This window comes from Kribbella sp. (assembly GCF_035687465.1).
Lineage (GTDB): Bacteria > Actinomycetota > Actinomycetes > Propionibacteriales > Kribbellaceae > Kribbella.
This window is the reverse complement of sequence record NZ_DASRXP010000208.1, coordinates 1-14,923: the sequence shown is the minus strand read 5'-3', so window position 1 is coordinate 14,923 and position 14,923 is coordinate 1. Positions and strand designations below refer to the sequence as shown.

The 14,923-nt window shown below is 69.6% G+C and carries 12 protein-coding genes; 5 read left to right on the top strand and 7 right to left on the bottom strand.

All coding sequences use genetic code 11. From position 1 onward, the window contains the following. Positions 1-916 (top strand): LacI family DNA-binding transcriptional regulator (locus tag VFG33_RS10395; RefSeq protein WP_325024921.1); only part of this gene is annotated, 916 nt, incomplete at its 5' end. A gap of 19 nt (positions 917-935) precedes the next feature. Next, the gene (locus tag VFG33_RS10390; protein ID WP_325024919.1) at positions 936-2,189 is read left to right on the top strand and encodes an MFS transporter; all 1,254 of its coding nucleotides are present in this window, start codon (positions 936-938) and stop codon (positions 2,187-2,189) included. Positions 2,190-2,256: 67 nt separating this feature from the next. Here VFG33_RS10390 and VFG33_RS10385 read toward each other — a convergent pair whose 3' ends face one another. The 3 genes from VFG33_RS10385 to VFG33_RS10375 form a co-directional block, all read right to left on the bottom strand. Beyond that, on the bottom strand, positions 2,257-3,741 hold the full coding sequence (locus VFG33_RS10385; protein WP_325024917.1) for a phospholipase C: 1,485 nt from the start codon (positions 3,739-3,741) through the stop codon (positions 2,257-2,259). Between the two features lie 287 nt (positions 3,742-4,028). After that, entirely contained in the window at positions 4,029-5,441 is a 1,413-nt protein-coding gene (gene efeB, locus VFG33_RS10380) for an iron uptake transporter deferrochelatase/peroxidase subunit (RefSeq protein WP_325024915.1), read from the bottom strand. Beyond that, positions 5,438-6,556: an EfeM/EfeO family lipoprotein gene (locus VFG33_RS10375; protein WP_325024913.1), complete on the bottom strand. Its 1,119-nt coding sequence runs from the start codon at positions 6,554-6,556 to the stop codon at positions 5,438-5,440. The genes efeB and VFG33_RS10375 overlap by 4 nt, the downstream gene beginning before the upstream one ends. Positions 6,557-6,891: 335 nt before the next feature. Here VFG33_RS10375 and VFG33_RS10370 point away from each other — a divergent pair, with 335 nt between their 5' ends. Then, a complete protein-coding gene (locus VFG33_RS10370) occupies positions 6,892-8,589 on the top strand; it encodes an ABC transporter substrate-binding protein (protein ID WP_325024912.1) in 1,698 nt (565 codons plus the stop codon). A 43-nt stretch (positions 8,590-8,632) separates the two neighbouring features. On the opposite strand, the gene VFG33_RS10365 is transcribed toward VFG33_RS10370, so the two are convergent. The 4 genes from VFG33_RS10365 to VFG33_RS10350 form a co-directional block, all read right to left on the bottom strand. Further along, the gene (locus VFG33_RS10365; protein ID WP_325024909.1) at positions 8,633-11,488 is read right to left on the bottom strand and encodes an AfsR/SARP family transcriptional regulator; all 2,856 of its coding nucleotides are present in this window, start codon (positions 11,486-11,488) and stop codon (positions 8,633-8,635) included. Positions 11,489-11,562: 74 nt separating this feature from the next. After that, entirely contained in the window at positions 11,563-12,051 is a 489-nt protein-coding gene (locus VFG33_RS10360; RefSeq protein ID WP_325024907.1) for a CcdC protein domain-containing protein, read from the bottom strand. Next, positions 12,048-12,884, bottom strand: coding sequence for a PrsW family intramembrane metalloprotease (locus VFG33_RS10355; RefSeq protein ID WP_325024905.1), 837 nt, complete (start codon positions 12,882-12,884; stop codon positions 12,048-12,050). The genes VFG33_RS10360 and VFG33_RS10355 overlap by 4 nt, the downstream gene beginning before the upstream one ends. 26 nt (positions 12,885-12,910) lie before the next feature. Then, positions 12,911-13,513 carry a hypothetical protein gene (locus VFG33_RS10350; protein WP_325024903.1) on the bottom strand — a complete coding sequence of 201 codons (603 nt, stop codon included), beginning with the start codon at positions 13,511-13,513 and terminating at the stop codon, positions 12,911-12,913. Positions 13,514-13,710: 197 nt separating this feature from the next. On the opposite strand from VFG33_RS10350, the gene VFG33_RS10345 reads away from it, so the two are divergent. Both VFG33_RS10345 and VFG33_RS10340 read left to right on the top strand, forming a co-directional pair. After that, positions 13,711-14,247 (top strand): DUF6069 family protein, encoded by a 537-nt coding sequence (locus VFG33_RS10345; RefSeq protein WP_325024901.1) that lies wholly within the window; start codon positions 13,711-13,713, stop codon positions 14,245-14,247. Positions 14,248-14,258: 11 nt separating this feature from the next. Next, positions 14,259-14,798, top strand: coding sequence for an RCC1 domain-containing protein (locus tag VFG33_RS10340; protein WP_325024899.1), 540 nt, complete (start codon positions 14,259-14,261; stop codon positions 14,796-14,798). Positions 14,799-14,923: the final 125 nt, after the last annotated feature.

The window sequence follows — 14,923 nt, the reverse complement described above, 5'->3', positions numbered from 1 at the left end:
CAACGAGCCCGGCGCGTCCGGGCCGCTGCGCGAGCGGGTCCGCGCGGCCGTGGCTGACCTGGGCTATCAGCCCAACGAGATCGCCAGAGCACTGGCCACCGGACGCCAGCGCGCCGTCGACGTCATCGCGGTGAGCTACGGCCCTGGGGTCGGCTGGCTCGGGGCACATCCGTACTTCAGCCGCGTCCTGGCAGGCATGATGCCGGTCCTCGAAGGCGTCAACGCACAACTGCGCTTGCACGCCGTTGGCCGGGAGAACGCCGCCGACGCCATCGAAGAGATCGCCGCGAACGCCACCCTCGGCGCCATTCTCGCCGACGTCACTCCGGCCTTGGCGACCCGGTTCCATCGCCGCTGCCGCCGGGTCGTCTCGATGGTGCCCACCGCCTCCTCGGTGCCCGGGATGCAAGCCGACAACATCGGCGGCGCGTACGCCGCGGTCCACCGCCTTCACGAGCTCGGCTGCCGCCGGATCGCCGCCATTCACGGGCCGGCTCTCAACCCTTGCTCCATCGACCGGCGGACCGGATACCTGCGTGCGGTGGAACGCCTCGGCCTGACCGAAATGAGCGCCGGCGGCGACTTCCATCGAGACGGTGGCTACCACGCCGCGCAACGGCTGCTCGAACAACACCCGGACATCGACGCGATGTTCGTCTCCTGCGACCTGATGGCCGCCGGAGCCGTCCAGGCCATCACCGCCAGCGGCAGACGTGTGCCGGACCAGGTGAGCGTCATCGGTTTCGACGACAGCATCGCCGCCGTCTGTGCCAACCCACCCCTGACCACGATGCGCCTGCCCGTCGAGGAAATGGCAGCAGTTGCCACCCGCCTGCTGTTGGAGGGCATTCCCGCAGTCGGCCACCGACAGCGGTTCCCGGTCGAGCTCGTCGTCCGTGAGAGCACCCGACACTGAACGCGCGGAGGGCGGCACGATGACACTCTCCGGGCAGGGCGACACCACGGACCCGGTGCTGGACGAGCCTGCGGTGCGTACGTCGGCGCTGCAGCTCACGCTTGCCTCGCCGCTCTACCGCGGCGCCACCATCGCGCTGTTCCTGTCCGGCCTCGGCTTCTCGGCAGCCGCACCCCAGATCGCGTCGTTCTTGGTCAACGAACTGGGAGCCTCGCTCAGCGCCGCCGGACTGTTCTATCTCACAAGCCTGACCGCACCTGTGATCGGTTACCTGGTCGGTGCAAGGTCCGACCACACCGGCGCGCGGCTGGGTCTGTTCCGCATCTGCGCTGTCGCCGGGTTTGCGGGCTGGACGGGCATCGCCTTCTCTACCCAGCTGTGGATGCCCTACCTCATCAGCGCAGTCGTGCTCGGCTTCGCCGGCGCCGCCACCTCCCAGCTCTTCGCTGCAGTCCACGATGAGCTGAAGACGCACCCGAACCCCAGCAACGACGGCGTTGTCGCCGTTGTTCGGATGGCGATGACCGGAGGCTGGGTAGTCGGTCCGGTCGCCGGATCTTTCCTGGCGGCCAACACCTCGCTGCGGACGATGCTTGTGGCGACGGCGATCTGCACCCTTGCCCAAGTCGTCCCGCTGGGAGTTCTCCGGACACCGCCCACCGCAACGTCGACGGAGCAGACCCCCGAAGCTGCTCCTCGCGCCCCTGGCTTGCAGGCGATGTTGCCGTTGCTCGCCTTCACTGCGCTGTACGTGCTCGTCTACGCCGGGGAACCGATCAAGTATGCGTATCTGCCGATCTACATGAACGAGCAACTGGACTTCTCCGCCGGGCTCAGTGGCGCGATCATCGGGGTTCAGCCGCTGGTCGAGATCGTGCTGATGCCCCTGGCCGTGCTCGTGGCACGCCGGGTCGGCGTGATGCGGCTGATGGTGGTCGGCGCGGGGTTCGGGGTCGCTGCCAACATCTGCTTCGCAACGACGGGTACCGCCGCCGGGCTGTTCGCGGGCCAGATCCTGATGGGCGGCGTCTGGGGCATTTTCGCTGCCCTCGGGATCATCGTCGCCCAACGCCTTCTCCCGACGGCCGTCGCCACCGCCTCCGCCATCTTCCTCAGCTCCACGGCTCTTGCCTCCGCCTTGGGTGGAGCGGCCGGAGGCATCGGAGCCGCAACCGTCGGACTACCCGAGGTGTTCCTCATCCCGGCCACGCTGGGACTGCTCGCCGTGATCGGTCTGGCCGCCATGACGCGCTCAACCAGCCACAAGCTCTGACCGGCTGAACAACACCTCGGGGCCGGACGACGGTGTCGTTCGGCCCCGAGGTGCGTGGTGCGAAGGGTCAGTGCCTGGTGACGGCCCCGGTGGTGGGGTCGAGCAGCACTGGGCGGGTGTTCGGGCGGTGCCGGAAGTCGAACATGCCGGTCAGCGAGCCGGCGCGGGTGTCGTACGAGGCGTCGCCGATGCCGCCGGTTCGCCAGTTGTCCTCGATGAACTTCAGGATCGAGGTCTGGTCGGTCCGGTTGTGGTCGACGTAGTTGCTCTTGCTGAACGGGCTGATGACCAGCATCGGCTGGCGCGGACCGTAACCGCACCGGTCGGCGTACCCGCCGGCGGCCGGCTTGGTGCCACACAGCGCCGCCTGGTCGTTGGCAGAGTCCGTGGAGCCGTTGACCTTCGGCGGCGTCACATGGTCGTACCAGCCGTCGGAGTCGTCATACGCGACGACCACCGCGGTGGACGCCCAGTCCTTGGACTTCTGCAACTCGTTGATCGTGTTGACCAGGAAGTGCTGCTCGTCGATCGGGTCGGAGTAGCCGGCGTGGCCGTCCTGGTACTCCCCCGCCTTGAGGAAGCTCACCGACGGCAGGTTGCCCGCCTTCACCGCGGCGCCGAAGTCGGTCAGGTCGTACTGGTGGTTGGCCTGGTCGGTCTGCCCGATCTTGGCGACCGAGGTCGGCGGGAGGTGCTTGGGGTTGCTGGTCGACTTGTAGTACTCGAACGGGTTGTGGTGCGGGCTGTAGTCGACCACCGCGGCGCCACCGACGTTCTGGTGCGTGGTGCCGCAGACCGAGTACCCGTTCGCAGTACTGGTCGGGCGGAAGCCGCCCTGGAACCAGCCCCAAGAGGTGCCCTGCTTGGTGAGCAGGTCGCCGATGTTCTTGCCGGTCATCACGCCGAGCGCGTTCTTCGAGGTGTGGTTGTTGTCGGCGCAGTCGTCGAAGGCCGGGTCCGGGTCGTTGATGACCGTACCGATGCCCTTGGCGTCCGGGGACGCGACCGTGTACGCGTCGGTGACCTTCTTGCCGGTCACCGAATCAACCGCGTACACCCCGTGGGTCTGCCCGGAGACCAGGTTGAGCGCACCGGGGGTGGACGGGCCGAACACGCTGCTGTACGAGTTGTCGCTCATCGCGTAGTGCTGGGCGTAGTTCCACAGCCCGGTCACCGTGTTGCCGTCGTAGTAGTCCATCACGAGGCCGGACTCGCCGAACAGGATCGGCTGGCCGGTGCACTTGTCGGTCTCGGTGTACTCGACGAACTTGTCCGCCTTGCCGCCGTTGTACGCCTTCTCCTCCGCGCCGTACCCGTGGTTCTGGTCGCAGGTCAGCGCCTGGGCCGGGCTCAGCCTGCTCGGGTTGAACTGGTTCGGGTTGTCCTTGAGCAGCGAAGGCGTCAGGCCGTTGATCCGCGGGGTGTTGGACGCGGCGTGGAACTTGGTGCCGTCGGTGTTGGCGGCCTTCGGGTAGGTGCCGAAGTAGTGGTCGAACGAGATGTTCTCGTCGAAGATGACGACCAGGTGCTTGATCGGGGTGCTGGCGGTCACCGGCTGAGGATGGTGATCGCCGCCAGCATGGTGCCACCACCCATCGCCGGCCCAGGCCGGCCCAGCCACTGCGATCAACGCCAGCGTGCTGACACCGGAAACGCCGGTGATGACCGCCGTGCGTGTTCTTCTACTCCAGGTTCGGGGCTTGAGGACCACAAACTTTCTCCTTGCGCATCAGACTCGGTATTGCGACCGGACGGGTTCGCCGGTCAGACCGTGGTAGCTAGTGCCGGCCGGCGGCCGGTACTGGATCAGTTGGTGCAACGCACACCGGGTCGTCGGCTTCACGCCAGCAACCCGCGGCCGAGGTGATCGTCGGCGTCCTGGACGCCGGGCAGGGCGAGGAAGTACCCGCCGCCCACCGGCTGGATGTAGTCGCCCAGGGGTTCGTCAGCGAGCCGCTTCTGGACGGCCTCGAACTGGCGCTGGAGATCCTGCTGGTAGCAGACGAAGACCAGGCCCATGTCGAGGTTGCCGACGTTGTCCACGCCGCGGTCGTAGTTGTAGGGGCGGCGCAGGATCCGGCTGTCCTCGCTCTGCGCGGTACGCGGATTGGCTCGGCGGATGTGGCTGGTCAGCGGGATGGCCGAGCCGATCGGGTCGGCGGCGAAGTTCGGTACGTCGTACTCGGCGTTGCCGTCGAGCGGGGCGCCGCTGTCCCGCCGCCGGCCGAACATGTTCTCCTGCTCGTTGATGGAGACGCGGTCCCAGAACTCGACCAGCATCCGGATCCTGCGCACGACCTGGTAGCTGCCGCCTGCCGTCCAGCGCTGGTCGGTCTGCTGCGGGACCCACACCATCTTGTCCATCAGGGCCGCGTCGTTGACGTCCAGGTTCGACGTACCGTCTTTGAAGCCCATCAGGTTGCGCGGCGTACCGGCTGGCCGGGGCGGCGAGTTGAACCCCTCGTACCGCCACCGCACCTGCATCGCGCCCCGGGTGTGCCGGGCGAGATCGCGCAGCGCGTGCACCACCGTGTCCCGGTTGTCCGCGCACAGTTGCACGCTCAGGTCACCGTGACTCTCGGCCGGATCGAGGTGGTCGTTAGGGAAGGTCACCATCGGGGTCAACCCGGCCGGCTTGCGGGCAGCCAGCCCGTACCGATCGTCGAACAGCGAGGCGCCGACACCGACGGTGACGGTCAGCCGGTCCGCGGGAACGGTAGGCCCGAGTACGCCGGAGTCGGTCGGCGGCGCCGAGATGCCGGGATCGGGCGGGGTGCCGCCGGCGGTGAGGAACCGGCCCCGCTCGGTCAGCGTCCGGAACAGGTCGGTGAGCTCCGCGCGGTTCGTGGCGAGCACGTCGAACGCGACGTGGAGGGCATGCGGCTGTACAGGCGTGGTGATCCCGGCCTGATGAACGCCATGAAACGGCACAACCGGATCAGCCGCCGGCGCCGCGTTCGCCCGCCCAGCCAGAGCAACGCCTGCGCCACCACCCGCCCCAACCGCGACCCCCGCCACCCCAGCCCCCAGCGCACCGCGCAAGAACGCCCGCCGCCCCGTCCCAGACGACGCCACCCCAGACGACGCCACCCCGGACGACGCCACCCCGGACGGTGCCGCGCCGGACCGGCCCGTACCGGACGGTGCCTCGCCGGGGCGGTCCGCGCCGGACCGGTCTGTGCGGGAGAGGTCGGTGCGGGGTAGGTCGGGGGCGGGCTGTGTTGGGCTGCCGGCATCTTCGGGGTTGCTCACGAGGTCCTCCGGACGTCGCCGATCGCGGCGATCGGCGCCAGCACCTCGACCAACTGACCGACGGCTGCGTCGAGGCGCTCGTGGGTCTGCGGATCCAGTGCGGTGGGCGCGATCCAGGCGCCGTCCGGCCGATGCCCCGCGGCCACCAGGTCGCGGGTGTTGGCGATCCAGGTCGCCACCTGCGGCCAACCGGAGTACCGCTTCGTCATCAGCGGTGCGAGCGCGTTCAGTACCGCCTGGGTACCGTCCAGGTTCGCCCCGATCGTGGCGAGCCCGGTCCCGCTGCCCTGGTCGGCCTGGCCGGTCAGCTCGAACTGCAAAGCGTTCTCCATGATTTCGTGGGCGCGCAGCGGCAGGTCGTTCGGGTCGGTCCGCTCCTTCGGGAAGTCCTCGCGAAGGCCCGCAACGGCGGTGCCGAGCTGGTCGCCGATCGGTGCCAGCGAGGCGGGCGACTGGCCGTGCCACAGGCCGTACTCGATCCGCCGCAACCCGGCGAAGTCGGGATCCCGTACCCCCGCGGGCAGTCCGTCCGGCATCCCGTCGATCTGGTCGGCGAAGTCGCCGAACGTGTCGTACGCCGCGCCCAGCCGCTCGTACGAAAGGTGCGCGGTCAGCCACGCGGAGCGGGACGCCGGCACGTCACCGCCGCGCAGCGTCCGCACGAGCGTGGCGACGTCGCCGGCGAGGGTCGCGAGCCCCGTGGTGACGTAGCCCCGGTACGCGGTCACGGCACCGGTGAGGTCCTGATTGCTGATCGGCAGGACGGCCGGCGCCGATGGCGGAGGGCCGTCGGTGACCTTGACCGCCGGCCCGGTCACCGCGTCGGTGTCCTCGGCCAGGCACCGGAACGCGTAGCTGGCCTGGCCGAAGGTGAGCCGCATGGGCCGGGTGGTGTTCGGGGCGAGCGCCTCGACCTCGGCGTACACGCCACCAGTCCCCGGGTCGATCAGGTCGACCTCGGTGGTCACCGTGCCGACGTTGCTGATCTGGAGGGTCTGCGGGCCGCTGTGCGGGGTCTTCCAGCCGGTACCGCAATTACCCCGCGACACGGTGACGGTCAGCGCATCGCGGGCCGAGTCATGGCCGGAGCAACCGGACAGAACAAGCGCAACCACGATTCCGCAGACGGCCCACGTACCAGCGGGGCGCAAGCGCACGACAAGCGGCACGAGAGCTCCGGGAGGGGGGTGAACAGCTGGTCACCCCCGACAGTAAGCCACCCGATCGGGCGCCTCAAACGAGGGGACCGAGCGCCCACGACTGTTGGCCTCCAAGTAACCCGGCGTTCGCCTACCCGCCTCCATCGAACCCCGAGAACCGGCTCGCGGAAGGGACTCTGATGGCCACCACACCGCACCGAATGCCGGAGCCCTGCGGCTTCCGCCGATCGGCTCGCGGAGGGACAATCACGGCGTAGTGGGGCGGGGTTTCCCGATGGGGGATGAGCAGGGTGCGCGCTGAGCGAGTGGGGATGGCAATCGTCGGCATGGCACTGGGGGCGTCGCTCGCCGGGTGTGATGATGATGCGGGCACCGGCTCCGGTGACACGTCTCAGGGCGCCGGTGGCGTGAAGGGCGGCACGGTGACGGTCTATTCCATCAACGATGTGGAGCACCTCGACCCAGGGCGAAACTTCGGCGTCGACTCCGGCATGATCGGCAAGCTGCTCACCCGGACGCTGACCGACTACCGCTACGACGCCAAGGCGAAGAAGATCGTGCGCGAGAACGACCTGGCCGAGAGCTACGAGTCATCACCCGACCTGAAGATGTGGACCTTCAAGCTGAAGGACGGTATCAGGTACGAGGACGGCACTCCGGTCAAGGCTGGGGATGTGAAGTACGGCGTGGAGCGCTCGTTCTCCGCCGACATGCAGGAAGGCGCACCGTACGGCCACGAGTACCTGGACTGCGCGGGCTACAAAGGTCCGTACGTGGCCGAGAACAATGGCGGCAAGGGCTGCACCGCGATCGAGGTGCCGGACGACAAGACGATCGTGTTCAAGCTGAACCGGCCGGTCGCCACGTTCGAGGGTACGGCGAGCCTGAAGATCTTCTCGCCGGTGCCGCGGGCGAAGGACACCAAGACCCGGTACGACAACCACCCGGTGGCCACGGGGCCGTACAAGATCGAGTCCTACACCCGCAAGAAGCAGTTGGTGTTGGTCCGCAACGGCCAGTGGGACCAGGCCACCGACCCGCTGCGCACCACGCGTCCGGACAAGTTCATCTTCAAGTTCGGTGACGCGGAGGCGTTGGTCGACCAGCGGCTGTTCGGCGACGGCGACGCGGACAAGAGCTCGGTGAGCTTCAACGGTGTGCAGCCGGCGAACGTCGCCAGGACCAGCCGGGGGAACGTCAAGGACCGCGTGGTCCAGGGCAGGGACAGCTGCCGGCGTTACATCGCGTTCAACCAGCAGAAGCCGCTGCTGAAGAACCAGAAGCTGCGCGAGGCGCTGTATGTCGGTCTGGACCGCACCAGCTACCGCGACGGATTTGGTGGCGAGCAGCTGGCCGCGGTGGTCGACTCGATCATTCCGCCGGACCTGCCCGGCTATAAGCCGGAGGAGCACTTCAGAACTCCGCCGGAGGGCGACCAGCCCAAGGCCAAGCAGTTGCTGGCCGAGGCCGGCTACGAGGGTGAGAAGCTCGTGCTCGGCACCGCCAGCACGAGCCTGGCCGTGAAGGCCGCCGAGGCCGCGCAGGCGTCGTGGAAGTCGATCGGGGTCAATGTCGAGCTCCGCACGATCCCCGGCGACAACTACTTCTCGACGCAGTTGCAGGACTCGTCGGCTACTGATCTGATCACTGCCGGCTGGTGCTACGACTGGCCGACCCTGGCCACCATCGTGCCGCCGGTGTTGGGCCGGGACACGACTGCCCCGAACAAGGCGGCGCCGAACAACTACGGTCGCAGCAGCGCGGCTTGGGACCAGATGGCCGCGCTCGCCAGGGAAGCCGACAAACAGAAGCTGGAGGACAGCCTGTCGAACCTGTACACCGAGATCATGAGGACGGCGCCGCTGGTGCCGACTATTCAGGACCTCAACGTGTACGTCGTCGGCTCCAACATCGACAACGCCGTCGCCGACCCGAACACCGGTGGTCTCCTCGACCTGACCCAGATCGGCCTCAAGAAGACCACCTGACACCGGCTGACCGCCGCCGGGTCCTGGTTGATCTGCTTGAGCGTCACTCGGGTGTTACGACGGCGCCGAGGTCGGTCAGGGTCAGCCGCTCGCCGGCGAGGTAGGCCCTCTCGAAGTCCGCCGGGGTGAGTGTGGCCTGTACCTCGTGCAGCAGGTGAGCGGTCAGTGCTCGTCGTGGCCACCGTCCACCCAGGCGAACGGCCTGAGCCGACGCCGCGCCGTACATGGTCGCCGCCTCGGTCGGCCGGCCTGCACTGGCCAGCAGATTGGCGCGGGTTTCCACCACCCCTGCCCCGCGCAGACTGCCGTAGGTGAGGCTCAGGTCGAGGGCACGGTCGGACCACTCGAGACCGCGCTCGGGGCGGCCCAGGGCAAGTTCGGCGTAGGCCCCGGCGGACGCGCTCAGGAAGGCGGCGAAGATGTGGCGCTCATCGCTGGCCCGGCGGTGCGCCGCGTCGGCTGCGGCGGCGCACTCCTGAGGGTCGACGCCGTTGCTGATATCGACGAGGCCGCGTACCGCCGCGCACAGTACGTCGAGGTCGGCGTCGGCGACGTCCGCGGCCACGGCGGTGGCGGTGGCGAAGACGGTCCGCATGTAGTCGAAGTCCTCTGTCGTCATAGCCGCAGCCGCGACCACAGCCAGCAGATCACCGACGAACGCGCGCCGGGCGACCGGGACCTGGTCGAGCAGAGCCACTACCGCGTCGGTGTGCGGACGAGCCAGGTCCGTGCGTCCCTGGAAACTCAACGTCGCGGCCAGCCCTGCGTGCGCCGCGGCCCGATCGGCGGCTGACGCGTCCCGGGCACGCCGCACCGCGAGGTCAAGCCAGCGGCGCGCTTCGACGATCCGCTCGCGGGTGTACCAGAACATGGTCAGCTGCGCGGCCAGCAGGGGGGCTCTCGGTTCGCCGTCGTCCGCGAACTCGCGTTCGAGCGTCGTACGGACGGCCGCGTAGTTGGCGTCGAGCGTGCGGTACCGCATGATCTCGCCGCGGCGCAGGCGGAAGTCGGTGCCGAGCACCGAACGCACCCAGCCCTCCCTGCGATCGAGCAGCGCCTCCCGTTCGCCGGTATCGGTCAGCAGGTGACGGGCGTGCGCGCGTACGGTCTCCAACTGGCGGAAGGTCGACGCCCAGCCCGCGCGGTTCGACCGCGTCGACGTGAGGAGGGACCGATTGACGAGCATCGGGATGAGGTCGACGGTCCGTCCGCCCACCGAGTCATCGGCGACCGCGGCGGCGGCCACAGCTGTGAACGGTCCCGGGAGTACCGCCAAGGCGCGGTGCAACGCCTGCTCCGGCACGGTCATCTGCCCGTAGCTGCGGGCTATCTCGTCACCCAAGGTGCCACGGGTGGACGAACCGTCCCGGCCCAGCCGGCTCGGGTCGAGCGTCACCTGCTCGGCGATCTCCGCGATCGAGTAGCTGCGCCCGCGAGCGGCGGCGAGTTCGATCGCGAGCGGAAGGCCGTCGACCCCGACGCAGATCTCGGCAACCCTCCGCAGGTCCTCCGCGGTCAGCGCGACGGTCGGCTCTGCCAGCCGGAACCGGCTGCGGAACATCGCCACCGCGGGCGATTCGTCATCCGGACGATTCAAGTCGGGCAGCCGGAGCGGAGCGAGGGTGTAGATCAACTCGCCGGGGAGCGCGAGCGGTTCCCGGCTGGTCGCGACCACGGTGCAGTCGGCCTCGTCACCGACCAGGGTCTCGACCAGTTCGCGGACGCCCTGCAGCACATGTTCACAGTTGTCGAGGACGACCAGCGCCTGCCGGCCGCGCATCTGTGACGCCAGCGCCCGCAGCGGTGTCCCGGCGGCCGGTACGGCGACGCCCAGCGTGGCGAGGGTCAGGTCGACCACCAGGGTGGGGTCATCGACCTGTCCGAGGTCGACGAACCAGACGCCGTCGGGAAAGCGCGACCCGAGGAGGTGAGCCAGCTCGATCGCGAGCCGGGTCTTGCCGCATCCGGCGGCGCCGACGACAGCCACCAGGTGGCTGTCGTCGATCAGGTCGCTGAGCCGGTGCACGTCGGTGGCGCGGCCGATCATCGGCGTCATGCGTCGAGGGAGCCGCTGTTCGGTGCGGGGCGCGGCCGGCACCACCTTGGCCGGCTCCGCCGGGATGGCCGTTGTCGCGGGCAGCAGCGTCGGGTCGCCGTCCAGGATCCGCTGCTGCAGCTCACGCAGCTCGGCACCGGGCTCGATGCCCAGCTCGCTGATCAAGGTTTCGCGCGCGACCCGGTACGCGTCCAACGCCTCCTCGGTCCGGCCGCGCCTGGCCAGAGCGAGCATCCGCTGACCGTGCAGGTGCTCGCGGAAGGGCGCGTCGTGGATCAGCTGTTGCAGGTCGACGAGAGCCTGCTCGGTGCGCCCGATCGCCAGCAACGCGTCCACGCGCCGTTCCCGGACCTGAGCGTGCAACTCCTCGAGCCTGGCGACGTACGCCTCCGCCCACGGCTGGTCGCCGCACGGGGTGAAGGGCGAGCCCCGCCACAATTCGAGTGCGGCGTCGAAGCGCTGCAGCGCCCGGTCCGGACGATCGGTGGCGAGCGCCTCGCGGCCTTCGTCGGCCAGCCGCTCGAAAACCGCCGAGTCGATGTCGGCGGGATCGACCAGCAGCCGGTACCCGCCGGCGTCGTTCACGAGCACGGCCGGCGCCGTGCCTCGCCCGCGACCCGGCTCCAGAACCCGCCGCAGTCGCCAGACGTGCGACTCGAGCGTCGATCCCCGACCGTCGGTGACCTGCTCGCCCCACAGCGCCCCGATCATCGTGTCGACCGGCACCCGGCGGTTGGCGTGGACCGCGAGCAGCGCAAGGAGCGTCGTCGGTCGACGGCCGCTCGGCTTCAGCATCCGGCCGTCGATCTCGATCGACAGGTGACCGAGGTCGTGCAACTTCATCCACCGACAGTAACGGTGGCGGCAGGGTGCGAGCCAGGTGCGACGGTGAAGCCGCCGCCGCCCTGGCACCGGGGTCAGATCGCCGCCCGCGGTTCGGCCGAGGTCTCCCTGGCGGTACGCAGTGCCCGAGCGCGGCGCGAGATCACCTCTGTCTGGACGGCAAGCATGACGCCGACCATGACCAGGACGCTGCCGATGCCGCTCTCGTAAGGGGTATGGGTCAGATAGGCGAACGTGCCGAGCGCGAACTTGAACGCCACCAGACCGAGGAACAGGCCGACGGTCGCGGGCGTCCCCTGGGTGAAGACGCGCTCGTCGGTCTGCCACATCCGCGTGTGGTGACCGCGCAGCACACCGACGGCGAGACTGGCGGCCAGGCCGATGGCGAGCAGGCCGTACGCCGTCGGGTTGTGTGCGATGTGCACGCCAGTCAGAACGCCGGCCGCGGTGTAGATCACCGCGAGCTTGAACCGGCCGCGGCCGGTGACCTCGTTGACTCGTGTCTGCCGATAGAGCGCGTAGCCGACGAGGGCGAGGATGGCGATGAATTCGATGCCAGTCATGCTTGTTCTCCGTTCGATGGGATGCGGACAGCCCGGTGGGCGGTGAACCACAGCAGGCAGAGGCTGGAGATCGCGAGTACCGCGTGGACGGGCGACCAGCCGATGCCGTCCCACAGCGCATGCAGCACGACGGCGGCCGTGAAGGCCAGCACGAACTGCACGATCTTTCGGGCCTTCCATCCCGACGCGGCTGCCGCGTACAGCGCCGCGGCCGCGATGCCGGTCCAGGCCATGTGGCACGCGGGGCTCAGCGCCCCTCGCAGTACGAGGACGTCGACCGCCGCGCTCACCTTGCCGCCGGTGCCGACCAGGGTGACGAAGGCGTACCCCATGGTCTCGAGCGCGGCGAAGCCGGCTCCGCAGGCGACCCCGAGCAGCAGGCCGTCGGCCCGGGTGCGGTTGCGCACCAACGGCAGGAGTGCCAGCGGCGCGATCAGCTTGCTGGCCTCCTCGATGAGCCCGACGCCCAGCATGGGCATCGCGCCGAGGTGACGGACGGTGTCGTACTCCAGCCAGCCGGCCACGACGGTGCCGAGGACGCCGCCGAAGAAGGCAGTGCCGACGACCAGTCGCAGCGGGACCGTGTACGGCATCCGGCGGCCGTTGACGAAGGTCAGAAACGCCGCGGGAACCACTCCGGCGCCCAGCAGGATCGCTGTCGGGACGTAGTTCGGGTTGTGGGTGCCGACCATGGTGCGTTCCACGGCGGCGAACAGCGCGGCGCCCGTGACGAGCACCAGCAGCCAAGCGTGCCGGCGCAGCCGGCCGACCGGACGGATCGCATCGAGGGTGCCGCGCGCGCTCGGCGCGGCGACGGAAGAGATCGTGGTCATCGTCATGCTCCTCGTCGTCAACGCGGTCAGACCCGGGTCCGGTTGCGGCTGCGCGCGACGACGAAGCCGGCGGCGCCGGCCGCGGCGATGGCGAGCACGCCCACCCCGATGCCGAGCCACGGCTCATCGGAAGGATGGTCTTGTGCCTGAACGACCGGGGAGTTGACGACCGGGGAGTTGTCGCCGGCGGCCGGCAGGGCCGGTGCCACGGGAACCGCTGCGGCGTGACCCGAGCCGTGGGCCGGACGATCCGAGCCAAGCACTCGGAGCGCGGTGGTTGCCGTGCTGTTGCTGCAGGTGAGCGTGACGGTGTAGGTCCCGGGGCCCGTGGCGGGGTCGATCGTCGCGGTGCCGTCGAAGGCGTCGGGATCGGTCTTGGAGAACCGTTCCGGGCCGGTGAAGGCGGGCGAGACCACCGACGAGACGGTGGGCATGGCGCCGGAAGCCGGCAGGGCGCACGTGCCCGAGACGTGGACGGTCGTGCCCGGCTTTGCCGACCCAGAGGAAACGAAGACGGCCGCCGGCGAGGCTGCGGTCGGGGCCGCCGGCGCCGCCAAGGCGATGCCGGCAGTACTCAAGGTGAGAACGGCGCCGGCGGCGACGGCGAGGGTGGTGGTGATCTTTCGCATGACAGGGCTCCTAGTGCGTTCGTTGGTGTCGAGCTGTTGCCGTTCACGGTGTACGGCGCTGCGCCAACGGCGCTGTAAGAGCGCTTCAACGACCGCGCGACGCGATTCCACCGCCGTTGGAGCACACCGGCGCACGCTCGCACCGAGCGGCTCAGATCTGTACCCGCCGGGTGCGCCGCTCGACGGAGGAAAGGGACATGAACAGCTACTACGACAACTCCTCGGACACTCGCGTCTCTGCGGGCGACTCGAGCCCGACGGCACGACCGACCGTGGATGCCGCCCGGCTGTGGTCGGGCGGGCTCGCCACCGCGCTCGTGGCCGGCCTCATCGGACTGGTCGGCGTCATCGTGGTCCGGGTGATGTTCGACATCGCGGCGTACGCCCCGCGCAGCGCCGGAGCCCTCGGCGACACCACTGCCGTGGCGCTGTGCGTCGGCGCGGCGCTGGCCGCGTTACTCGCCACCGGCCTGGTCCAGCTGCTCATGATCGCGACCCCGCAGCCGCTGGCATACTTCGGCTGGATCGTCGGGCTGGTCACCGCCGCCGCCGTCTTCCTGCCGCTGCTGGCCGGCCTGACCGCGGCGTCCGTCGCCGAGGCCGTCATCCACCTTGTCATCGGCATCGCCATCGGCTCGCTGCTGTCCGGATCCGCCGCGGCGGCACAGCTCGCGGCGCGCGAGGCGAGCGGAACTGTCCGTTCTGGACAGGTACCGCCGCCGGTCGGCGTCTGAGGCTAGATGTCGTGTACACCGCGAGCACGCACCACCCGGCCCCCGTGCCGGCGAACGCATCGCAGCCCCACGCCTCGCCTGCCCGGCGCGCTGCCGCCGTCGCCCTGTCGGCGGCCGCGATGGTGAGCCTCCACCTGCCGGCGGCGCACGCCGATCCGCTGACCGCGGACCGGGGGCGGATGACGCCGGGATTCGTCTGGGGGTACAACAACCAGGGGGCACTCGGTGACGGCACGGTCGCCCGTGCGAAGACGCCGATCGCGGTGGCACTCCCCGCCGACACGGTCAAGCTGGCCGAAGGCGTCGGGTTCACGATCGCCCTCACCAAGGCCGGCACCGTGTTCGCCTGCGGCGACGGCCGCTGGGGTCGGATGGGCAACGGGTCAGTGGCCCGCCGGCTCACCGCCGTACGGGTAAAGATCCCGGCGCGGGTGACCCGGATCGACGCCGCCGGCGACCATCAGGGGAAGACAGTCAGCCCGGGAGGTCCTCCGCGCGCTTTGCGGCGAGCTTGCCGTGCAGCAGTCCGGTGGACTGGCCGACCTCAATGAGGTATCCGTCCGGGTCCCGCAGGTAGCAGCGGATCTCTGCTCCGCGGTCGATCGGTGGCGTCACGAACTCTGCGCCCTTGGCCTTCCACTCCTCATAGCGGGCCTGGATATCTGCGACTCGCAGG